Here is a 20,918-nt window from a genome sequence, read left to right on the forward strand (position 1 = left end):
ATGCCGGTGGGATATATCGAAGGCTAGAGCGGCAGGCCGACGTAATTCTCGGCGAGGGTGCGCTGCGCGGCTTCCGAGCCGCTGATATAATCGATCTCCGCCATCTGCAGCCGGCGATCGAACCCGTCCATCGCGGGAAAACGGTGCGTGAGCGACGTGAACCACCACGAGAATCGCTCAGCCTTCCACACCCGCGCGAGCGCACGCGCCGAATAATGATCGATGCCGGCGTCCGATCGCTCCCGATAATGTTCGGTCAACGCCTCGCCCAGCATGGTGACGTCGGATACGGCGAGGTTCATGCCCTTGGCCCCGGTCGGCGGGACGATGTGTGCGGCATCGCCGGCAAGGAACAGCCGCCCCCACCGCATCGGCTCGCTGACGAACGAGCGGAGCGGCGCGATCGACTTCTCGAAGCTCGGGCCGCGCACCAGCCGTTCCGCCACATTCGGCCCGAGACGCACCGCCAGCTCGGCCCAGAACCGCTCGTCCGGCCAATCCGCCACATCCTCGTCGAGGCTGCACTGGATATAATAGCGGCTGCGCGTCGCCGACCGCATCGAGGCGAGCGCGAAGCCGCGTTCGTGGTTCGCATAGATCAGTTCGTGCTCGACCGGGGGCACGTCGGCAAGGATGCCGAGCCAGCCAAACGGGTAGACGCGCTCGAACGTGCGCAACACCTCGGCGGGGATCGCGCCGCGGCTGACGCCGTGATAGCCGTCGCAACCGACCACGAAATCGCAGTCGAGCCGATGCTCGCCGCTCGCGTCGCGCCAGGTCACGTGAGGATGCACCCCGTTTAGATCATGCAGCGCGACGTCAGCTGCATTCCATGCGACCGTCACCCCGCGCGTCTCAGCGGCGTCGAACAGATCGCGCATCACCTCCTGCTGGCCATAGACGGTGACGGTGCGCCCACCCGTGAGCCCCGCCATATCGATATGGATGATCCGCCCGTCGATCGACAGGTTGGTCCCGCCGTGGACGAGGCCGCATGCATTCAGCCGGTCGGCCAGTCCGAGCCGCCGCATCAGATCGACCGTCACCTGCTCCAGCACGCCCGCGCGCACCCGGCCCTCGACATAGGAGCGGTCGCGGCGTTCGATCACGCGCGCGTCGATGCCGGCCGCATGCAGCAGATGGGCCAGGAACATGCCGGCCGGCCCGGCGCCGATGATCGCGATCTGGGTGCGCACGTGCGCCTGCTCCTCTCCGGCCGGGTATCCGGCTTCTTGGGGTCAAGCTAACCGCAGCGTCGCCGGGATGGACATGGCCGCACCCGCATTTTACTTGGACGATCCGGCCGGAGAGACGCGCGTGACCATCGGGACGGTGCCAACCTTCTACCTCTACGGAGAGCCGCATCGCGCGGTGGAGGATGGCTTCGTCCACGCCGAGGCGATCGACGATCGTTCGCGGCCGAGCGCGTGGACGATCCGTCCGCACACTCATATGCGGCTCGCCCATATCTTCTTCCTCGCCACCGGCGGCGCGACCGTCCGGGTCAACGACGAGACCCATCGCTGCACGGCGCCGTGCCTGATGCTGGTGCCGGCGACGGTGATCCACGGCTTCGACTGGATCGAGGAGACGAGCGGCGCGGTCGTCACGGTGGCCGCACGCCGCCTCGCCGCCTTGGCCGCGCTGGCGCCCGAAATCGCCGATCTGCTGGCGCGGTTCGAGGTGATACCGCTCGCCGCCAACGACGCGGCGCGCGTCGAAACATGCGCCGCCGATCTGATGCGCGAGCTCGGCTGGTCGAAGATCGGCCATGACGCGGCGATCCAGTCGCTGCTGCTGGCTTTGCTCGTCACCGCACTGCGGCTGCGCGAGGCGCCCCCGACGCGCGACGATACGCGCCAGCGGTTGCTGGTGGCACGGCTGCGTGCGCGGATCGAGGCACGCTTCCGCCTGCGCGAGCCGGTTTCGGCTTATGCGAGCGCGCTCGGCGCGAGCGAAACCGCGCTTCGCGCCGCCTGCGCCAGCGTCGCCGGCAGTTCGCCGGCGGCGATGATCGACGAGCGCGCGCTGCTGGAGGCGCGACGCGCGCTGATCTTCTCCGATCAGCCGATCGGACAACTCGCGCTCGCGCTCGGCTTCGAGGATCCGGCCTATTTCTCGCGCTTCTTCACCCGCCATATCGGCCGCTCGCCGCGAACGTATCGGGCGGAGCAGCATAAGGGATGACATTGCGACCTTCGCGCCGTTGACAGGGCGGCGGCTTGCTTCGACCAAAGGGCTTATGGTGACGAGGCAACCGAGGCGGACCGCAGGCGCGGTCACGGTCCACGACGTGGCGCAGCATGCCGGCGTCTCGCCGATGACGGTCTCGCGCGTCATCAACAACGACGCCGCGGTTCGTCCGCAGACACGCAAGCGCGTCGAGGCGTCGATCCGCGTCCTCGGCTATCGGCCCAATCCCAATGCGCGCGCGCTGAGCGGCAGGGTCCCGGCCAAGGTCGCCCTGCTCCACCGCTTCCCGAGCCCGATCCATCTCGGCGAATTCGCGATCAGCCTGCTGGAAGTGGTCGCGCGCGCGCATGTCGACATCGCCTTCCACCGTGTCTCGGATCCGTCCGACGTGCAGGGCGTGATGAAGGAGCTTGCGATCGGCAAGGTACGCGGCGTGATCCTGACGCCGCCGTTGGCGGACGACGCCGCGCTGGTGCTGCAGCTCAAGACGGCGAACATCGCGGTCGTCGCAACAGGAGCGATGCGTGCCGAGCGGCGCCTGCCGTGGGTGGGCATCGACGACCGCCACGCTGCCAGCGCGATGACCGAGCATCTGCTGTCGCTCGGCCACCGCCGGATCGGGTTCATCAAGGGCGTGCCGGGGTTCGCGTCCGCCGAAGTCCGCTTCGCCGGCTATGTCGCGGCGCTGGCGGCAGCGGGGCTGGAGGTCGACGAGGATCTCGTGACATCGGGCGAATATGACTATCGTTCGGGGGCCAAGGCGGCCGAGCGGCTGCTGTCGCACCGCGATCCGCCCACCGCGATCTTTGCCAGCAACGACGAAATGGCGGCGGCGACGGTCGCCGTGGCGCATCGGCGCGGGCTGGGCGTGCCCGACGACGTGTCGGTCTGCGGCTTCGACGATACCGTCATCGCCACCACCATATTCCCGGAGCTGACGACGATCCGGCGGCCGACCGACGAGATCACCCACATCGCGGTGGATTTGCTGATCGCCTCGATCGGCAAGCCGCCGCGACCGGGCGGCGAGCTGCCGCACATGCTGCTCGACTATGAGCTGATCCGCCGCGAATCCGCCGGACCGCCCAGGCCGCGCTGACGCATCGGCCGGCGACGCGCGCCGCATCAAAATCCCGTCGATCTCTGCCGCGGTTAGCGCTAACCTGACCGCCACGCCGCCCCACGAAGGGCGGCCCATAACGATGGGAGAGGTCATGACTCAGTTTCCGGATGGACGTTTTTCCGCGCGGGCCGCGCGCCGCTTCGCCTTGTTGATCGGCACGGCAGGCGCGGCGCTGGCTGGGATCGCAACCGCGCCGCTGCAGGCGCAGCCGACCGCGCCGCCATCCGCCGAGCGTGCCACGGCCGACCGGCTGGCGGCGGCGATCGTGGCGCGGATGACCACCGCCGAGAAGCTGCCCCAATTGCTCAACGTCGCGCCGGCCATCCCCCGGCTCGACATCCCCGCCTATAATTGGTGGACCGAGTCGCTCCACGGTGCGATCGGCACGGTGGCGACGACGAACTTCCCCGAGCCGATCGGGCTCGCCGCCAGCTTCGACGCGCCGCTGGTGCACGACGTCGCCGGCACGATCAGCGTCGAGGTGCGCGCGCTCCATACGCTCGGCCGGCAGACCGGCAAGCTCGGCCGGATCGGCACCGGGCTCGACACATGGTCGCCCAACATCAACATCTTCCGCGATCCGCGCTGGGGTCGCGGCCAGGAGACCTATGGCGAGGATCCGTTCCTGACCGCCGGCATGGGCGTGGCGTTCGTCACCGGCATGCAGGGCCCCGATCCGGATCGCCCGCTCGTCATCGCCACGCCCAAACATTTCGCGGTGCACAGCGGCCCCGAATCGACCCGGCACGAGGCGAATGTCTACGTCTCGTCGCACGATCTCGAGGATACCTACCTCCCCGCCTTCCGCGCCGCGATCGTGCAGGGGCAGGCCGGGTCGATCATGTGCGCCTATAACCGCATCGACGGCCAGCCCGCCTGCGCCAACGACCTGCTGCTGAAGGAGCATCTGCGCGGCGCGTGGGGCTTCCAGGGCTATGTCGTGTCGGACTGCGACGCGGTGAAGGACGTCGCCGACAACCACCATTATGCGCCCGATCAGGCGACCGCCGTCGCCGCGTCGGTGAAGGCCGGCGTCGACAATGAGTGCAACGTGCGAACGGTGATGGACATTGGCGGCCTGCCCGAGCGGTTCGGCGCCGCGCTCGACCGTCACTTCCTCGCCGAAGCCGATATCGACCGCAGCCTCGTGCGCCTGTTCTCGGCACGCATCCGCAACGGCGACCTGCCCGGCCTGCCGATGGATGCCGGGCGCACCGTCCCGGTCTCGGCGATCGGCACGCCCGCGCACGGCAACCTGGCGGTGCGCGCCGCCGAGGAAAGCCTCGTCCTGCTGAAGAATGACGGCGTGCTGCCGCTGCGCAGCGGCGCGCGCATCGCGGTGATCGGCCCGCTCGGCGACGCCACCCGCGTCCTGCGCGGCAATTACTCGTCGACCCTGTCGGCGCCACCGGTGTCGGTGGTCGAGGGGCTGCGCCGGGCGGCAGGAGCGGGCCGCGTGACGTTGGTGCCGTTCAGCCCGTCGATCACCGACGGCGACCGCGTGCCGACCAGCGCGCTACGGACCGCCGACGGCAAGCCGGGCCTGACCGCGCGCTACTTCAACCCGGTGACGCCGCCGACCCTGCCGTTCGCGCCGGGGGCCGAGAATACGCCGATCGCGTTCCAGGATGCGCCAGTCGTCACCGTGCGCGAGCCGGACGTCGGCAGCCGCAACCTCACCATGGCGCAGGTGAACGATTATCACCGCACCGAATGGACCGGCTATCTCGTGCCGCCTGCGACCGGCAGCTACCGGCTGGGCCTCAGCGGCAACGGCCTGCTCGAGCTCGACGGGAAGACCTTCCTCGACGTGAGCGCGGATCGGCCGAGCCCGCTGCCGACCTTCAAGACGATCACGCTGCAGCAGGGGCATCGCTATCGCCTGCGCGTCGTCTCGTCGCCGCGCGGCTTCGGCGGCACCGATCTCGTCTGGAAGCGCGTCGCGGTCGACGCCGATGCCGAACTCGCCGCGGCCGCGCGCAAGGCCGACGTGCTGGTCGCGGTGGTCGGGCTCACCTCCGATCTGGAGGCGGAGGAGACCGGCGTGAAGGTGCCGGGCTTCGAAGGCGGCGACAAGACCAGCCTCGATCTGCCGCCCGAGCAGGTGGCGCTGCTGGAACGCGCCAAGGCGACCGGCAAGCCGCTGATCGTGATCGCGATGAACGGCAGCCCGATCAACCTCGCCTGGGCGAAGGACAATGCCGCCGCGATCGTCGAGGCATGGTATCCGGGCCAGTCGGGCGGCACCGCGGTGGCGAACGTGCTGACCGGGCGCACCAATCCGGCGGGACGGCTGCCGCTCACGTTTTATCGCAGCGTCGACGATCTGCCGGCCTTCACCAATTATGCGATGGACGGGCGCACCTATCGCTACTTCACCGGCACGCCGGTCTATCCCTTCGGCTACGGCCTGAGCTTCACCAGCTTCAGCTACGGCCCGCTGACGGTCACGCCGGCGGCGGCGGGCGCCGAGACCGGGCTGCGCGTCACGACCGAGATCGCCAATACCGGCAAGCGCGCGGGCGACGAGGTGGCGCAGCTCTACCTCAACTTCCCCGATACGCCCGGCGCGCCGCGCATCGCGTTGCGCGGCTTCCAGCGGCTGACGCTGAAGCCGGGCGAGCATCGCACCGTCACGTTCGATCTGACGCCGCGCGATCTGAGCGCGGTCGCGGTCGACGGCGCGCGGCAGGTGATGGCCGGGCGTTACTCGGTCAGCGTCGGATCCGGCCAGCCGGGAACCAACGTCCCCGGCCAGTCGGCGCAGTTCGCCATCGCGCGATCGGTGCCGCTGCCGATGTAGGACGCAAGGCGGCCGGCACGCGCTGCCGGCCGCCGCTCAGGCGACGTCCTCGACCTGGTCGAGATAGGCGCCATAGCCCTGCGCCTCCATCTCGGCGCGCGGCACGAAGCGCAGCGAGGCCGAATTGATGCAGTAGCGCAGGCCGCCGCGATCGCGCGGACCGTCGTCGAACACATGGCCGAGATGGCTGTCGCCATGCGCCGAGCGCACCTCGGTGCGGATCATGCCGTGGCTGCCGTCGCGCAATTCGGCGACGTTGGCCGGCGCGATCGGCTTGGTGAAGCTCGGCCAGCCGCAGCCCGATTCAAATTTGTCGGCCGATGCGAACAACGGCTCGCCCGAGACGATGTCGACATAGATGCCGGCCTCCTTGTTGTAGAGGTAATGGCCGGTGCCGGGGCGCTCGGTGCCGCTCTGCTGGGTAACCCGGAATTGCTCGGGGCTGAGCGCGGCGACCGCCTCGTCCGTCTTGCGATATTGGGTCATGAAATCCTCCGTTGCGGACGCGCATATGGGGCGGCGGCGCGCCGTTTCCATCACCCCGCGATGCGGCGCAGATCGTCCGGCGTGTTGATGTTGGACAAAGGCGCAGGCCAGTCGACGCCGACCGCCTCGATCCGCGCGATCCAGCTGCGCATCGAACGTTCGCCCGACCCAAGATGCGCCTCGAGCAGCGTGCCGAGCCCGGCGGGCCATAGCCCGACGACCGGGCATTCGCGCGCATAAGCGGCAGCTCCCCCACCCTCTCCCACGAGCCGCTCGAACAGATCGCCGGGCAGATCGGGCACGTCGCAGGGCACGCTCAGCACCCATTGGTAGCCGCCCGAAACCGCTGCACCCAGCGCGCCGGCGAGCCCGCCAAGCGGGCCGAGCCCCGGCGCCGGGCGATCGGCGACGGTCGCGAAACCCTCAAGCGTCCGGCCACAAATCACGATCGCGTCGCATCGCGCAGCGAGCGCCGCGATGGCATGATCGATCAGGCGTTTGCCGCCGACCTCGGCCAGCGCCTTGTCCGAACCGAAGCGCCGCGACGCCCCGCCCGCCAGCACCGCACCCAGCATGCCGGTCATTCGGGCACCGCCAGCTGCGCGTCGGCACGCACCAGCACGCGCAGCGGCAACCCCGCCTCGGCCGCGCGCCGCACCGCCAGCTCGGTGGGCGCCGAGATGGTAGCGAGCAGGGGGCAGCCCGACAGCACCGCTTTCTCGACCAGTTCGTAGGAGCAGCGCGACGACAGCAGCGCGAAACCGCCATCCCAGCCCAGCCCTGCGCGCAGCATCGCGCCGATCAGTTTGTCGAAGGCGTTGTGGCGGCCGACATCCTCGCGTGCGAGGCGGATTTGCCCGTCGGCTGAACACAATGCAGCGGCATGGACCGCGCCCGTGGCGGCGTTGAGCGGCTGGTGATCGCGCAACGCGGCATAGGCGCGGAAGACCGCCGCATCGTCGGCGCGGCACAATGCGTCGAGCGTGGGCAGCGGTCGCAGTGCCTGTTCCAGATTCTCGATCCCGCACAGGCCGCACGACGAATCCGATACGCGATGGCGCACCCGATCCACGACGCGCGCGCCAATGCCCGGCGCCAGCGTCACGCGGAGCAGCAGCCCCTGCTCCGCCGCATGCTCGTCGACCGCGACGATGTCCGCCGGGCGGTCGATCAGCCGCTCGGCCAAGGCAAAGCCGTAAGCGAGGTCGACCAGATCCTCCGGCGTCGCCATCAGCACCGCATAGCCGATGCCGTCGAACTCCAGCGCGACCGGCACCTCGCGCGCAATGTCGCGTGCGATCGTCGCGCGCGATCCGTCGGCGCCGATGCGGAGCAGGTCGAGCGGGCGCGCGGCGCCGGACAGGCTCACCGGGTCAAGCGGCCTGCTGCCTGACGATGCGCACCGGCACCGCCTTGCCCGCCGGCGTCTTCGATTGCTGATCGTGATACCAGAGCGGGACGAGCGGGTTCATCTCGGGATAATAGCCGCCCAGGCAGCCGTCGGGAATGGCGAAGGGGGTGACAGTCAGACCCTTCACCTCGCGATGCTCGCCATCGTCGGCGTCGCCCAGCAAGGTCACCACGTCGCCCGCCGCGACCCCCTGCCGCGCCATCTCGTCCGGATTGATGAGCAGCACGTCGCGCGTGCCATGGATGCCGCGGAAGCGATCGTCATAGCCGTAGATGGTGGTGTTGAACTGGTCGTTGGAGCGCAGCGTCATCAGCCGCAGCCGCCCCTCTTTTTCGGCAAAGCCGGTGGCGGCGAGCCGCGTCGGCGTCGTGAACATGGCCTTGCCGCTCTCGGTCTTCCAGATGCGCTGGCGCGCGCTGTTGCCCTTGTAGAAGCCGCCGGAGGTGAACATCCGCGCCTCGAAATCGTGGAACATCTCGGGGTAGGTCCGCTCGATCAGCGCGCGGACCCTGGCATAGTCCTTGGTCCATTCCGCCCAGTGCAGGTTCAGGTTGGTGCCGGGCAGGGTCGCCGCGGCGATGCCGCACACGATCGCCAGCTCGGACCGGAGATGCTCGCTCGCCGGCTTGTGCTTGCCGATCGAGCCGTGGATGCAGCTGAGCGAATCCTCCACCGTGACGATCTGCTCCTTGCCGTCCTGCAGGTCGAGCTCGGTACGGCCGAGGCAGGGCAGCAGATAGGCGACTTGGCCGTTGACGAGGTGGTTGCGGTTCAGCTTGGTCGCGATCTGGACGGTCAGCCGCATCTTCGGCCAAGCCGCCTCCATCTTCACCTGCTCGGGCACCGCGCGGATGAAGTTGCCGCCGAGGCCGACGAACGCCTTGACCGTACCGGCGATGATGCCCTCGCACGCCTTCACCGTGGTCATGCCCTCCTCCATCGGCGGATCGAAGGCGTAGATCTCGCGAAGGCGATCGTTCGGCACCAACTCGGGCTTCTCGGTGATGCCGACGGTGCGCTGGCCCTGCACGTTGGAATGGCCGCGCACCGGCGAGATGCCCGCGCCTTCGCGCCCGATATTACCTTTCAGCAGCATCAGGTTGAGAAACATGGCGATATTGTCGAAGCCATGGACGTGCTGGGTCAGGCCCATGCCGTAGACCGCGATCGTCTTCTCCGCCTCGATATAGACCTGCGCCGCGTCGATCAGCGCCTGCCGCGGCAGGCCGCACTGCGCCTCGATCTCCTCCCACGGCGTGGTACGCACCTTGGCCGCATATTCCTCGAAGCCGTCGGTGTGCTGCTTGATGAAGTCGGGGTCGATCACGTGGGTCTTGTTCGCGGCCCATTGTTCGTCGTCGGCCTCCAGCACGCGCTTGGCGATGCCGACCAAAGCGGCGATGTCGCCGCCGGCCTTCACCTGGTGATATTGGCAGGAGATCGGCGTGGCCTTCTGCGTCGCCATCTCGAACGGGCTCTGCGGGTTGACGAACTTCTCCAGCCCCGGCTCCTTGACGGGGTTGAAGGTCACGATCTTGCAGCCGCGCTTCACCGCCTCCTGCAGCGGATGGAGGAAGCGCGGGCTGTTCGAGCCGGTATTCTGCCCGAAGAAGAACATCGCGTCGCACTTCTCGAAATCGTCGAAGGTGCAGGTGCCCACCGGCGCGCCGATCAGTTTCTTGAGCGTGACCGACGTCGTCTCGTGGCACATGTTCGAGCTGTCGGGCAGGTTGTTGTGCCCATAGACGCGCGCGAACAGGGCATAGAGGTACGAGGTTTCGAGGCTCGCCCGGCCCGAGGCGTAGAAGACGGTGCTCTTCGGCTCCAGCGCCTTCAGCTCCGCGCCGATCGCGGCATAGGCCTCTTCCCACGTGCACGGCACATAATGGTCGGTCGCGGCGTCGTAGCGCATCGGGTGGGTCAGCCGCCCCTGCTGCTCCAGATCGTAGTCGCGCCACGTGCGCAGCTCGGTCAGCGTATGCGCGGCGAAGAAATCGGGCGTGCAGCGGCGCGACGTCAGCTCCCAGAAGGTCGCCTTGGCGCCGTTCTCGCAGAATTCGAAGGGGTGCGGCTCGGCCGGCTTGCCCCACGCGCAGGAGACGCAGGCGAAGCCCTCGGGCTTGTTCTGCCGCGCAAGCTCCTTGAGCACGGACGGCGCCGGGCGCTCGGCCTTGAGGATCTTGGCCATGCCGCTGACCGATCCCCAGCCGCCGGCCGGACCGTCATAACCCACAATCTCGTCGTCCATGCGCTGTCTCCGCGGCGGCCCTGTCGTGCCGCTCGTGGGGAGAGAACGGACGGGCCTCCGCCAAGCTCCCGATCAGCGGCCGCGCGCGAGGACGAGCGCGAGAATGACCGGCGGCGCGAGGCACAGGCAGGCGATCACATCCCAGCCCCCCTGCCCGAGCAGGCCGACGGTCAGCCCGAGCGCGGTGCCGGTGCCGATCAGCGCGGGAACGGCGAAGATCGCAGCGACCGACCGGCGTCGCGCCTTCGGTCGATCGCGCTGGAACAGCGGCGCGTTCACAGGTCCGCCAGCGCAGGCACGTCCGAGCCCGCGGTGATCTCGCGCACCCGCACCGCGGCGGGTGCCGCCCGCCGGCCGAGCCACAGATAGAGCCCGCTGCCCAGCACGACGATCGTCAGCAGGTCGAGCAATGCCCAAAGCAGCTTCATCGCGAGCCCGCCATAATCGCCGAAGTGCAGCGGCTGGGCGAGCAGCATCACCTTCATATACCACGGCACCGGGCGCAGCGGCGCGACCCGGCCGCTGAGCGCATCGACGAATACCGGCGTGAGCAGGCGCGCGGTGAGCGGCGTCGCCCCCTTCAGGAACAGGCCGTAATGGCGGTGGCTGCTATAGGGCGTGCCGGGAAAGGCGACGAATTGCGGCTTCGCGTCGGGCACCAGCCGAGCGGCGGCGTCGAGCGCCGCCTGCACCGATGCTGTGCCGCGCACCGGCGCGCCTGTGCCGTCACCCGCCGCCATCGCCGCAAGCTGATCGGCCTTCCACATCGCGGTGATCGGCAGAACGAGCGTGTTGATCGTGCCCGTCACCCCCACCACCAGCGCCCAGACCAGGGTCATGACGCCGAGAAGGTTATGCCGGTCGAGCCAGCGCAGGCGGGCCGTGCGCGTCCGGCGCACCGTGCCGAACGCCAGCTTGGCCATGAACGGCGCGTAGAGCACCACGCCCGAGACGATCGCCGCCGCGAACAGCAGCCCCATCGCGCCGAGGAACAGCTCGCCCTTCAGGCCCAGGAACATGTCGACGTGGAGTTGGAGGATGAAATCCATCACCCCGCTCGTCCGCGTCGGCAGCGTCGCACCGCTGCGCTGGTCGAACGCCTCGAAATGCATCTTCGCCACGGCTGCGTCGATCGTCGGCGCCGTGGTGATGTAGCTGATCGGCCGTTCGTCGTCGAAGCTCAGGTAGAGCGGCGTCTCGCCCGGGTGCCGCGCTAACGCCCGCGCGAGCAGTGCGTCGGCCGACAGCGCCGGCACGCCCGACGCTGCCGCCAGCGGAGGCGGCGGCTGGAGCCAGGTATCGATCTCCTCGCGAAAGATCAGCGGCAGCCCGGTGACGCACAGCATCAGCAGGAACAAGGTGCAAGCGAGGCTGGTCCACTTGTGGACGAGATACCAAGCCTTGATCGTCCGCTGCGTCACCCGCTCGCCCTGCCTCGCCGTCGATCGGCCCGGACGCCTCTGCCTTTGCTGATAGTGATTTGCAATAACAGACTATGCCGGCATCAGCCGCGCTCGGCCGAGACCAATTGGGCCATCGCATCGTTGCCCTGCATGCGCGCGAGCGAGGCCGCGCTGTTCCCGGCCGCGTCGATCAGGCTGGCGTCCGCGCCCGCCGCAAGCAGCAGTTCGACGATGTCGGTCCGTCCGAACAGGGCCGCGGTCATCAATGCGGTCTGGCCGACGCCGTTGCGCCGATCGACCTGCGCGCCCGCCGCGATCAGCCGGCGTGCGATCGCAACATGGCCCTTGAACGCCACCCCCATCAGCGCGCTGTTGCCCTGCGCGTCGACCGCGCCGTCCGGGCTCGCCCCCTCCTGCAGCAAAAGCTCGGTGGTGCTTTCCTGGCCGTTATAGCTCGCGATCACGAGCGGCGTGTAGCCGCGCGCATCGCACGCCTCGATATCCACGCCCGCGCGCAGCAAAGCCGGAATGACGTCGTCGCGCCCCTGCCGCGCGGCATCGAACAGCAATTCGATCATGCGCTCCATCGGTGGCAGCGGGGGTAGTTCGGCAGGATCGGGTACATCGGCCATCATCGTCTCCTTCGCTCCTGCACGCCCGAACGCAGGCTGCCGCCGCAGGAGCCGTCGAAAAGAACGGGCCCACCAATCGATCGCCGATGGCACGAGATCGTCCGACGGCCGTTCACGCCGATAAGGATGAGGAACAGGCAATGGCCGAAGAGCATCGTATCGTCGCGGTCGGCCTGCTCACCGAGCAGGATCTGGCCGTGCTGGGCCAGGGCTTCCGCCGGCTCTACCGCCTCAAGGGGACGCATGACTTCGACGCGCTGCTGAGCGCGATCGACGATGCCGATCGTGCGCTGGGCAGCGACACGAGCAGGGACGGGTGAGAAGACTTTATCGTACCGCAACGCAACCTAGCCCGGCACCATGGGTTGCCGCCCCGCACACCGAGAGACGGTGTGATGGGGAATATCTGCTTTGGCGATCGACACGATCATTGCCCACTACGGATTGCTGGCGATCTTCGCCGGCGCGGGGATCGAAGGCGAGGCGGTGGTCATCACGGGCGGCGTTCTCGCGCATCAAGGCCTGCTGTCGCTGCCTGGGGTAGCGCTCGCGGCGGCGGCCGGCTCCTGCTGCGTCGATCAGATCTGGTTCTTCCTCGGCCGTCGCTTTCGCGATCACCCCTGGATCCAGGCGATGACCAAGCGACCCGCCTTCGCCCGTGCGCTGCGCGAATTGGAACGCCGCCCGACCGGGTTCATCTTCGCGTTCCGCTTCATCTACGGGCTGCGCACCGTCAGCCCGATCGCGATCGGCGTCTCGACCGTGCCGGCGCGTCGCTTCATCCCGCTCAACATCCTGGCGGCGGCGCTCTGGGCACCGCTCATCGCGGGGCTGGGCTTCGTCTTCGGCAAGATGCTCGATCCGTGGCTGCACGATCTGCGCGGCGTCGTGCTGGGAGTGATGGCGGCGGTGATCGTGGTCAGCGCGGGCGTCGCCGCGTGGCGCTGGCGGCGCGGCGCGGCGTGACGAGCGCGGCGCCCGCCCCCGACGTTCGCTCGCTCACCGCGGGCGAGTGCGCGCTCGCGCGGTCAATATATTGCGATGCGATCGATCTTTCGCGGGTCGAGATGCGGCGGCGCAAATGGTGGCCGCTGCAGCCGCGCAACATCGTGATGGCGCCGTCGGGCCATATCCATTTCCATCCGCACAGCCCCGCTTATCACGACGATTTCGCCCACGCGCCGCTCGGCCTGCAGGGTCTGTTCGTCCACGAACTCTGCCATGTGTGGCAGCATCAGCAGGGCCTGTTCCTGCCGCTGCGCCGCCACCCTTTCTGTCGCTACGACTATCGCATCGTACCGGGCCAGTCGTTCGTCGCCTATGGCATCGAGCAGCAGGCAGAGATCGTGCGCCACGCCTTCCTGTTGAGACGCGGCTGGCACGCCGAGGGGCGAAATCTGGCGGAATACACGCCGCTGCTCGAGACATTCGCATGAGCGAGCCGCTTCTATCGCAACTTTGCAGGTCGTCGTCGCCAGCGGACGGCTCGACGCAATCGCCTCGACTTATGGCGCGAGAGTGCTGATGCGATGCACCATGTTCCGGCCGGAGCCCGCGCGCGTCGGCCCAGTAACAATCGGTTGCGTAAGTTCATCCAGACGACATGCGCGTGGGCTGATGCCATCCGGCGCGCGACTAAACACCATTGCGAGCACTTTGGTTCCAAAACCGTCGGTCGCATCGACAAGGCAGCATTAAGATCGGTTCATCTGGGCACGTAATCTTCTCAGCTTTGCCGAAATCCGGATTTTACGTTAACAAGGATTTAACCGATCGCTGCAACGATTACGCCTGCCGCAACCAGAGCGCGGCGATGCGCAGCGGTTAACGGACAATTCGTGAAACTCCGCTTTATTCTGCAGTGCAACAATGTTAAGACCGAATCGTCACCAGGAGACAAACGATGGCTACCATGGCGTGGGATGCGCGGGCCTCGGGTCCGGACGGTATGAACGAGAATGGTTTTTTGGTCGCGCCGCCTAGCGTGATCGATCAGTTTGGCCGGCGCACGCTCGACGTCGTCGTCAGCCTCGCTTTGCTCATCGTTCTGGCCCCCTTGCTGCTGGCGCTGACCTTCCTGGTCTACAGCTCGGATCGCGGGCCGATCCTGTTCGGCCATCGCCGCCTGGGCAAGGATGGCAAGACCTTCCGCTGCTTCAAGTTCCGCAGCATGGTCGTCGACGCTGAAAAGCGTCTGGCCGATCTGCTCGCCAACAACGCCGAAGCACGCCGCGAGTGGGAGCTTGATCACAAGCTCCGCACCGATCCGCGCATCACCTCGATCGGCAATTTTCTGCGCCGCAGCAGCCTCGACGAGCTGCCGCAGCTCTTCAACGTGCTGCGTGGCGAGATGAGCCTGGTCGGCCCCCGCCCGATCGTCGAGGCGGAGAAGGTGCGCTACGGCCGCTACTTCGGTCGCTACTGCATGGTCCGCCCGGGCATCACCGGCCTGTGGCAGGTCAGCGGCCGCAACGACGTCTCCTACCGCCGCCGCGTGGCGATGGACGTCGCCTACGTCCGCAACCAGACGCTCGGCTTCAACATCTCGATCATGGCGCGCACCATCCCCAGCGTTCTGCTCTCGCGCGGCTCCTACTAAGAGGCGAACCGCGATCCGCCCGCCGCAAGCCGGCGCGCGGACCAGCCAATGTATCGGCCGATCGCGTGCTGCGCGGTCGGCCGTTCTTGTTTGAGCTGCCACCGCTCAATCGTGGCAATCGCGATCGAAAGCGCCCTCCGCTCAGCCGTCACCCCGGACCTGATCCGGGGTCCAGCTCCCCCTTCGAGATAAGGGAAGAAACGGGATCCCGGATCAAGTCCGGGATGACGAAAAGGTGGCCACATCCCCCGATTTTGGCCTTGGCGGGGTCGGCAGCATCCACCTAGAAACGGACGTTCCATCGACGGGGGTTTGGCTGTGCATGGTATCGTCGCGGCGGCAACAGGGCTGGCCTTGCTCGTTCTGCTCCCGCTATTGATTAGCTGGATGAAGCCCTTCTCCCGTCGGAAAGGCCGCCTGCGCGGCATCGGGAGCGGCATCGACGCAGGCTTCGCCGTCTTCGATCCGGCCAAAGCGCGGGCGCTGCAAACCATCGAGATGCGCAAGGATGTCGGTCACGCCGACGAGGGCGATCAAGGAGACCTGCACGAGCCATCGCCCCAGCCGTAAAACTGGCCGCTTTCGCCGCAAACGGTCGCGACGAACTCGGTCAGCTTGCCTGAGAGCCGCCGTTCGGTAAGATCGCACCGTGGCAGGGCTTGGGTTCTTTATCCTTGAACTAAGCGTCTACGTTTGTGCTCTTGCCCTGCCACCTCTGCTGGCTGCGTGGTCTTGGAACAAAGTTCCACATTATGTCAGCCGATGGTTGGCGCATCTCCTATTCGGCCCCCTAATACTTTTGGCAGAATCGTGCCTTGTAAGGCTCCTGTTCTTTGCCGCGCATGATGATGGTGAGGGTCCGCCAGGGATCGGATTTGCTCTGATTCCCCATGTTTTAGTCTTATTTGGCACTCTTGCCGTCTACTATTTTGGCGTCGTTTGGGAAGGCGTCGGCACTTTCTGGCGAGCGTTGAACGACCGCTTAGCTGAGCGTTAGTCCGAAAGGCGCCGGACCGCTAACCACCACTCGCGGACGTTCAGCTTAATTGTCATCGCGGACTTGATCCGGGATGCGCTTATCATCGCCAGATCCAAGAATAAGCTGGATCCCGGATCAAGTCCGGGATGACGTCGGAAGGGGACGCCCCACCGTCCATAGCTGGGCCCAGCGCATCAAGGAAAGAACATATAACGAACATATCGCTTGCAAAGTAGGATTTCGTGCGTCAGCTGGTGAGGCTCCATCGCTATCGAGGAGCAGCCTTATGCGTCGGTCAGCCAGATTTTCCGCCCTGGCGTTTGTCTCACGATCGGCGGCATCGCGTCGGCGATAGCGGCCCCGTCGGGGGAAGGCGATCACCCCCCGACGTAGCGTCACCTTTGTTACCTTCCGCGCAGATGCGCGCGCGTCGAACCGCCGCCTCTCCCGATGGCGGCGGCGGTTCGCGCCCGGTCAGCCGGCCTTTGCGTCCGCGGCCACCTGGCCCCGGCCGACGCCATAATAGGTCAGCCCGGCGCGGGTCACTTCCGCGTCCGGATAGATGTTGCGCAGGTCGACCAGCACCGGCTGGTTGAGCAGCGAGGTGATGCGCTTCAGGTCGAGCGCGCGATATTCGTCCCACTCGGTGACGATCACCAGCGCGTCGGCCCCCTTCACCGCCTCGTAGGGATCATCGACATAATCGACGTTCTTCAGCATCAGCTTGGCCTGCTCGACGCCTTCGGGATCGTGCGCGCGGACGATCGCGCCGGCATCCTGCAGCGCCTGGATGATCGCGATCGACGGCGCGTCGCGCATGTCGTCGGTATTGGGCTTGAAGGTGAGGCCGAGGATGGCGACGGTGCGGCCGCGCGCGTCGCCGCCCATCGCCTTCAGCACCTTGCGGCCCATCGCGCGCTTGCGGCTGTCATTGGCCTTCACCACCGCCTCGACCACGTGGATCGGCGAGTCATGGTCGTCGGCGGTCTTGAGCAGCGCCAGCGTGTCTTTCGGGAAGCACGAGCCGCCATAGCCCGGCCCCGCATGCAAGAATTTGGAGCCGATGCGATTGTCGAGGCCGATACCCCGCGACACGTCCTTCACGTCGGCGCCGACCGCTTCGCACAGGCTGGCAATCTCGTTGATGAAGGTGATCTTGGTCGCGAGGAAGGCGTTGGCGGCATATTTGATCAGCTCGCTCGTCCGGCGCGAGGTGAACAGCAGCGGATTGTGGTTGAGGTAGAGCGGGCGATAGATTTCGGTCATCACCTCGCGCGCCCACGCATCCTCGGTGCCGACGACGACGCGGTCGGGCCGCTTGAAGTCGTCGATCGCGGCGCCCTCGCGCAGGAATTCGGGGTTGGAGACCACCTGCGCCTTGGCATCGGGAGCATGCGCGCGGATGATGCGCTCGACCTCGTCTCCGGTGCCGACCGGCACGGTCGACTTGGTGACGATCACGGTGGGGCCGTCGATCGCCTTGGCGATCTCTTCCGCGGCGGCGTAGACATAGCTCAGGTCGGCATGGCCGTCGCCGCGCCGCGACGGCGTGCCGACCGCGATGAACACCGCATCGGCATTCTTGACCGCCGGGGCCAGATCGGTCGTGAAGAACAGGCGGCCGGCCTTGACGTTGCTCGACACCAGCACGTCGAGCCCCGGCTCGAAGATCGGCATGACGTTGTTCTCGAGCAGCTCGATCTTGCGCGCATCCTTGTCGACGCACGTCACCGTATGGCCGAAGTCGGAAAAGCAGGCGCCGCTGACGAGCCCGACATAACCGGTACCGATCATCGTGATGCGCATGCAATCTTCCTTTCACTGGCCGCGCCGTCCGCTGGCGTGGCTGTCACCGAAGCCTGATAGTGGGCAAACGTTACGGCCTCAAGCCGTTGCGTATCATGATCGCCCAACCCGTTAGCACTCGCATTATAGCCGGTCTCGGATTGAATTGCGCGTCAAAGCTGCATAAACGCTTCGAGGCGGGGCAAGTCAGGCGACCTTTCTGTTGCGATGCAACATGAATGGTCGGCGAGCCGCGACCCGATCGTTAACAGCCAAGCGGAGCCGAAGCATGCGCATACTCGTCACCGGGGCGGCAGGCTTCATCGGCTATCACGTGGCGCGCACCCTGCTCGAACGGGGCGACAGCGTCCTCGGGCTGGACAATCTCAACGATTATTACGTCGTCCAACTGAAGCAGGATCGCATCGCCGCGCTGGCACCGTTCGGCGAGCGGTTCCGCTTCGTCGAGACCGACTTCGGCGATCATGCCGCGCTGGATGCGGCGGTTGCGGGCGAGACGATCGACGCGATCATCCACCTCGGCGCGCAGGCGGGCGTGCGCTACTCGCTCACCAATCCGCGCGCTTATGCGCACAGCAACCTCGTCGGGCACCTGAACATGCTCGAGCTGGGGCGCCAGCGGCAGGTGGGCCATCTGGTCTACGCCTCGTCCTCGTCGGTCTATGGCGGCAACGTCTCGCTGCCGTTCCGGGTCGAGGATCGGGTCGACCATCCGGTATCGCTCTACGCCGCGACCAAGCGCGCGGACGAGCTGATGAGCGAGACCTATTCGCACCTCTACCGCCTGCCGCAGACGGGCCTGCGCTTCTTCACCGTATACGGGCCGTGGGGGCGGCCGGACATGGCGATGTGGATCTTCACTAGCAAGATCCTCGCCGGCAAGCCGATCCCGGTGTTCAACCATGGCGAGATGAAGCGCGACTTCACCTATATCGACGATATCGTCGCGGGCGTGATCGCAGCGCTCGACAATCCGCCGCCGGACGACGGCGCGGCGAAGGCCGGCGGCAGCGTCGCGCCGCACCGGCTCTACAATATCGGCAATTCACGCTCCGAGCAGCTCGGCCACGTCATCGATGTGCTGGAGGCGGCGTGCGGCATCAAGGCGATCCGCGACTATCAGCCGATCCAGCCCGGCGACGTGACCGCCACCTATGCCGACATCAGCGCGATCCACGACGATCTCGGTTATGCGCCGACGACGACGGTCGAGGTCGGCGTGCCGAATTTCGTCGACTGGTATCGCACCTATCACGGCCTCGCCTGACCGGCGGGCGGCTCAGGCGCGAAGGGCCCCGCGCCGGCGCCGCGCCGCGATGCCGGCCGCGGCGAAGCCTGCGACCATCATCGTCCACGCCGCCGGCTCGGGCACGCCGGAAACCGAAACGGTCAGCGATTGCGGTAGCAATGCGATGTCGCTGGAATTGCCGTTCTCACCCTCCCGGCTGATGTAATCGTAGAAATCGTAGAAAAAGCCGTTGCTCGACGGCGACAGCGCGAACGTGCCGACCTCGCGGAAATCGGGGCTGGTGAAGCCGAGGCTGTCGAGACTGAGCGAGATGCCGCTGCCGACCTTGCTGCCCTCGGATGTCACCGGCGCGCAGCAGCTGTAATCGTCGCTGAAGGTCGCATCCAGCTGCAGGTTCTTCGAGGCGCCGTCCTTGATCGCGTTGGCCTCGTCCTGCTCGGTCTCGGTCGGCCCCGATCCGTCGCCCGATATGGGATCGATAACCGGCACCTGGGTCAGGTCGCCCTGCGGAATGGTGAAGCTGTGGCCGTTGATCGCGATCACGCCCGTCATCGGCGGCGTGGTGCCGGCGAGGAAGGCGCCGCCGCCGTCGGCGCGCGATCCGCTCACGTCGTACTGATAGCTCGCAGTCGGCAACGAATCGTCGAGAACGAAGGTGGCGGTGAAGCTGGCGCCGGTCAGATCGGGGCCGAACAGGTTCTGCAGATCGAAACTGTTGTCGGCGTCGACCGCGCCGGTGATGACATAGGTGTAGGTCGCCGCCGATGCCGGGCTGGCACAAGCACTGATCACTGCGGTCGCAACCGCGCATAAACCGATCGAACGATCCGCCACAGCACCCTCCTCGTTACCGAACTTTCCTGTTCGTTAACCACTTGCTAAGCCATTTCGGGCCTATCGCCAAGGGGTTGCGGCGAGCACCGCGCCGTCGAACGGTGCTTCCCGCGCGGCGAAATCTTGACGCGCGGATACCGGTTCTACCGCCCCGTTAACTGAATCTTGAGGCTCTTCGGCGAGAAGAGTGAACATGATTTTCACCAAGAACCTCCATGATTTGCGCACGATCGCGATCGTGTTGGCAAGCGCGCTGTCGCTGTGCGCCGCGCCGGCTGCCGCGCAGGTGCTGCAGATCGAGGATGACGGCCATTATGTCGTCCACGACGGTGCGGCGGTGACCACCGTCGACGACGTCAAGCCGATCGTCGATCCCGCTCCGATCCGGATCATTTCGACGGCACCGGCGGTTTCCGCTGGCGCGCTCGAAGGCGTATTCCGGACCACGGCGAGCGAGTTCGGGCTCGATCCGCGCCTGCTCCATGCGGTTGCGTGGCACGAATCGCGCTTCCGCCAAGAGGCGGTCTCGTCGAAGGGCGCGGTCGGCGTGATGCAGCTGATGCCGGGCACAGCGCGGACGTTGGGCGTCAACCCGTTCGACGTGGTGCAGAACATCCGCGGCGGCGCGGCGCTGCTGGCGCGACTGCTGCGCGAGTTCGGCGGCAACGTCCAGCTGACGCTCGCCGCCTACAATGCCGGCGCCAATTCGGTTCACCGCTACGGCGGCGTGCCCCCCTATCCGGAAACGCAGAGCTACGTCGCCGACATCATGCAGCGGCTCGCCGCGATGGCGCCCGGCGACTGATCCCCAAGATCCAACGACCCACCAGACCCTTCATCGGAGAAATCGCGTGAAACGGCTCCTTCCCCTCCTCCTCGGTGTCATGGCTGCCTCGCCCGCGCTGGCCCAGTCGGTCGCGCTCGATCCTGCCGGTTCGGGCCCGATCATCGGCGCGGTCGACTGGCTGCGCGGCACGATGTTCGGCAACGTCGCCACCGCGATCGCGGTGATCGCGGTCGGCGCGATCGGCTTTTCGATGCTGACCGGCCGGATCAACTGGCGCCATGGCGCGACCGTCGTGCTCGGCCTGTTCGTGCTGTTCGGCGCGACCAGCATCGTCGCCGGCATCCGCTCCGCCGCCGGCGTCTGAA

At 67.1% G+C, this 20,918-nt stretch carries 21 protein-coding genes; 11 read left to right on the forward strand and 10 right to left on the reverse strand.

Annotated features, from left to right (window positions below; all coding sequences use genetic code 11):
- Positions 1 to 23: 23 nt before the first annotated feature.
- Positions 24 to 1,196 (reverse strand): 4-hydroxybenzoate 3-monooxygenase, encoded by a 1,173-nt coding sequence (gene pobA, locus K8P63_RS12645; protein ID WP_223796384.1) that lies wholly within the window; start codon positions 1,194 to 1,196, stop codon positions 24 to 26.
- Positions 1,197 to 1,317: 121 nt separating this feature from the next.
- Between pobA and K8P63_RS12650 the strand changes: the two genes are divergently transcribed.
- The 3 genes from K8P63_RS12650 to K8P63_RS12660 all read left to right on the forward strand — a co-directional run bounded on the left by K8P63_RS12650 (position 1,318) and on the right by K8P63_RS12660 (position 6,119).
- A complete protein-coding gene (locus K8P63_RS12650) occupies positions 1,318 to 2,187 on the forward strand; it encodes a helix-turn-helix domain-containing protein (protein WP_223796385.1) in 870 nt (289 codons plus the stop codon).
- Between the two features lie 55 nt (positions 2,188 to 2,242).
- Positions 2,243 to 3,292 carry a LacI family DNA-binding transcriptional regulator gene (locus K8P63_RS12655; protein ID WP_398287557.1) on the forward strand — a complete coding sequence of 350 codons (1,050 nt, stop codon included), beginning with the start codon at positions 2,243 to 2,245 and terminating at the stop codon, positions 3,290 to 3,292.
- Between the two features lie 115 nt (positions 3,293 to 3,407).
- Positions 3,408 to 6,119, forward strand: a complete 2,712-nt coding sequence (locus tag K8P63_RS12660) for a glycoside hydrolase family 3 C-terminal domain-containing protein (RefSeq protein ID WP_223796387.1) — start codon at positions 3,408 to 3,410, stop codon at positions 6,117 to 6,119.
- Positions 6,120 to 6,155: 36 nt separating this feature from the next.
- Here K8P63_RS12660 and msrB read toward each other — a convergent pair whose 3' ends face one another.
- From msrB to K8P63_RS12695, 7 genes are all read right to left on the reverse strand, one after another.
- Positions 6,156 to 6,605 carry a peptide-methionine (R)-S-oxide reductase MsrB gene (msrB, locus tag K8P63_RS12665; protein ID WP_223796388.1) on the reverse strand — a complete coding sequence of 150 codons (450 nt, stop codon included), beginning with the start codon at positions 6,603 to 6,605 and terminating at the stop codon, positions 6,156 to 6,158.
- 50 nt (positions 6,606 to 6,655) lie between these two features.
- Entirely contained in the window at positions 6,656 to 7,189 is a 534-nt protein-coding gene (gene mobA, locus K8P63_RS12670; RefSeq protein ID WP_223796389.1) for a molybdenum cofactor guanylyltransferase, read from the reverse strand.
- Positions 7,186 to 7,968 (reverse strand): formate dehydrogenase accessory sulfurtransferase FdhD, encoded by a 783-nt coding sequence (gene fdhD / locus K8P63_RS12675; RefSeq protein WP_223799819.1) that lies wholly within the window; start codon positions 7,966 to 7,968, stop codon positions 7,186 to 7,188. Before fdhD ends, mobA begins: the two co-directional genes overlap by 4 nt.
- Positions 7,969 to 7,978: 10 nt before the next feature.
- A complete protein-coding gene (locus tag K8P63_RS12680; protein WP_223796390.1) occupies positions 7,979 to 10,264 on the reverse strand; it encodes an FdhF/YdeP family oxidoreductase in 2,286 nt (761 codons plus the stop codon).
- A gap of 72 nt (positions 10,265 to 10,336) precedes the next feature.
- Positions 10,337 to 10,543: a hypothetical protein gene (locus K8P63_RS12685; protein WP_223796391.1), complete on the reverse strand. Its 207-nt coding sequence runs from the start codon at positions 10,541 to 10,543 to the stop codon at positions 10,337 to 10,339.
- Positions 10,540 to 11,685 (reverse strand): PepSY-associated TM helix domain-containing protein, encoded by a 1,146-nt coding sequence (locus K8P63_RS12690; protein ID WP_223796392.1) that lies wholly within the window; start codon positions 11,683 to 11,685, stop codon positions 10,540 to 10,542. Before K8P63_RS12690 ends, K8P63_RS12685 begins: the two co-directional genes overlap by 4 nt.
- Positions 11,686 to 11,768: 83 nt before the next feature.
- Complete coding sequence (locus K8P63_RS12695) at positions 11,769 to 12,299, reverse strand: ankyrin repeat domain-containing protein (RefSeq protein WP_223796393.1); 531 nt, start codon at positions 12,297 to 12,299, stop codon at positions 11,769 to 11,771.
- Positions 12,300 to 12,439: 140 nt separating this feature from the next.
- On the opposite strand from K8P63_RS12695, the gene K8P63_RS12700 reads away from it, so the two are divergent.
- From K8P63_RS12700 to K8P63_RS12720, 5 genes are all read left to right on the forward strand, one after another.
- Positions 12,440 to 12,619 (forward strand): hypothetical protein, encoded by a 180-nt coding sequence (locus tag K8P63_RS12700; RefSeq protein WP_223796394.1) that lies wholly within the window; start codon positions 12,440 to 12,442, stop codon positions 12,617 to 12,619.
- Between the two features lie 91 nt (positions 12,620 to 12,710).
- The gene (locus K8P63_RS12705; protein WP_223796395.1) at positions 12,711 to 13,265 is read left to right on the forward strand and encodes a DedA family protein; all 555 of its coding nucleotides are present in this window, start codon (positions 12,711 to 12,713) and stop codon (positions 13,263 to 13,265) included.
- The gene (locus tag K8P63_RS12710) at positions 13,238 to 13,735 is read left to right on the forward strand and encodes a vgr related protein (RefSeq protein WP_223796396.1); all 498 of its coding nucleotides are present in this window, start codon (positions 13,238 to 13,240) and stop codon (positions 13,733 to 13,735) included. The genes K8P63_RS12705 and K8P63_RS12710 overlap by 28 nt, the downstream gene beginning before the upstream one ends.
- 467 nt (positions 13,736 to 14,202) lie before the next feature.
- Complete coding sequence (locus tag K8P63_RS12715) at positions 14,203 to 14,898, forward strand: sugar transferase (protein WP_223796397.1); 696 nt, start codon at positions 14,203 to 14,205, stop codon at positions 14,896 to 14,898.
- A 318-nt stretch (positions 14,899 to 15,216) separates the two neighbouring features.
- On the forward strand, positions 15,217 to 15,468 hold the full coding sequence (locus tag K8P63_RS12720; RefSeq protein WP_223796398.1) for a hypothetical protein: 252 nt from the start codon (positions 15,217 to 15,219) through the stop codon (positions 15,466 to 15,468).
- Positions 15,469 to 16,351: 883 nt separating this feature from the next.
- Here K8P63_RS12720 and K8P63_RS12725 read toward each other — a convergent pair.
- The gene (locus tag K8P63_RS12725) at positions 16,352 to 17,683 is read right to left on the reverse strand and encodes a UDP-glucose dehydrogenase family protein (RefSeq protein ID WP_223796399.1); all 1,332 of its coding nucleotides are present in this window, start codon (positions 17,681 to 17,683) and stop codon (positions 16,352 to 16,354) included.
- A gap of 268 nt (positions 17,684 to 17,951) precedes the next feature.
- Between K8P63_RS12725 and K8P63_RS12730 the strand changes: the two genes are divergently transcribed.
- Positions 17,952 to 18,950, forward strand: a complete 999-nt coding sequence (locus K8P63_RS12730) for an NAD-dependent epimerase/dehydratase family protein (RefSeq protein WP_223796400.1) — start codon at positions 17,952 to 17,954, stop codon at positions 18,948 to 18,950.
- A 12-nt stretch (positions 18,951 to 18,962) separates the two neighbouring features.
- Here K8P63_RS12730 and K8P63_RS12735 read toward each other — a convergent pair whose 3' ends face one another.
- On the reverse strand, positions 18,963 to 19,724 hold the full coding sequence (locus tag K8P63_RS12735; RefSeq protein WP_223796401.1) for a PEPxxWA-CTERM sorting domain-containing protein: 762 nt from the start codon (positions 19,722 to 19,724) through the stop codon (positions 18,963 to 18,965).
- Positions 19,725 to 19,959: 235 nt separating this feature from the next.
- On the opposite strand from K8P63_RS12735, the gene K8P63_RS12740 reads away from it, so the two are divergent.
- Both K8P63_RS12740 and K8P63_RS12745 read left to right on the forward strand, forming a co-directional pair.
- Entirely contained in the window at positions 19,960 to 20,571 is a 612-nt protein-coding gene (locus K8P63_RS12740; RefSeq protein WP_223796402.1) for a lytic transglycosylase domain-containing protein, read from the forward strand.
- A gap of 79 nt (positions 20,572 to 20,650) precedes the next feature.
- Positions 20,651 to 20,917 (forward strand): TrbC/VirB2 family protein, encoded by a 267-nt coding sequence (locus K8P63_RS12745; RefSeq protein WP_263282728.1) that lies wholly within the window; start codon positions 20,651 to 20,653, stop codon positions 20,915 to 20,917.
- The last annotated feature ends 1 nt before the right edge of the window (position 20,918 follow it).

This window comes from Sphingomonas nostoxanthinifaciens (assembly GCF_019930585.1).
GTDB classification, from domain to species: domain Bacteria; phylum Pseudomonadota; class Alphaproteobacteria; order Sphingomonadales; family Sphingomonadaceae; genus Sphingomonas_I; species Sphingomonas_I nostoxanthinifaciens.

Bases quoted from the DNA above. Each gene is read 5' to 3' on its own strand.
- K8P63_RS12655 (WP_398287557.1), top strand. From the start codon at position 2,243: ATGGTGACGAGGCAACCGAGGCGGACCGCAGGCGCGGTCACGGTCCAC.
- K8P63_RS12660 (WP_223796387.1), top strand. From the start codon at position 3,408: ATGACTCAGTTTCCGGATGGACGTTTTTCCGCGCGGGCCGCGCGCCGC.
- msrB (WP_223796388.1), bottom strand. From the start codon at position 6,605: ATGACCCAATATCGCAAGACGGACGAGGCGGTCGCCGCGCTCAGCCCC.
- mobA (WP_223796389.1), bottom strand. From the start codon at position 7,189: ATGACCGGCATGCTGGGTGCGGTGCTGGCGGGCGGGGCGTCGCGGCGC.
- K8P63_RS12680 (WP_223796390.1), bottom strand. From the start codon at position 10,264: ATGGACGACGAGATTGTGGGTTATGACGGTCCGGCCGGCGGCTGGGGA.
- K8P63_RS12695 (WP_223796393.1), bottom strand. From the start codon at position 12,299: ATGGCCGATGTACCCGATCCTGCCGAACTACCCCCGCTGCCACCGATG.
- K8P63_RS12700 (WP_223796394.1), top strand. From the start codon at position 12,440: ATGGCCGAAGAGCATCGTATCGTCGCGGTCGGCCTGCTCACCGAGCAG.
- K8P63_RS12715 (WP_223796397.1), top strand. From the start codon at position 14,203: ATGGCTACCATGGCGTGGGATGCGCGGGCCTCGGGTCCGGACGGTATG.
- K8P63_RS12725 (WP_223796399.1), bottom strand. From the start codon at position 17,683: ATGCGCATCACGATGATCGGTACCGGTTATGTCGGGCTCGTCAGCGGC.
- K8P63_RS12730 (WP_223796400.1), top strand. From the start codon at position 17,952: ATGCGCATACTCGTCACCGGGGCGGCAGGCTTCATCGGCTATCACGTG.
- K8P63_RS12740 (WP_223796402.1), top strand. From the start codon at position 19,960: ATGATTTTCACCAAGAACCTCCATGATTTGCGCACGATCGCGATCGTG.
- K8P63_RS12745 (WP_263282728.1), top strand. From the start codon at position 20,651: ATGGCTGCCTCGCCCGCGCTGGCCCAGTCGGTCGCGCTCGATCCTGCC.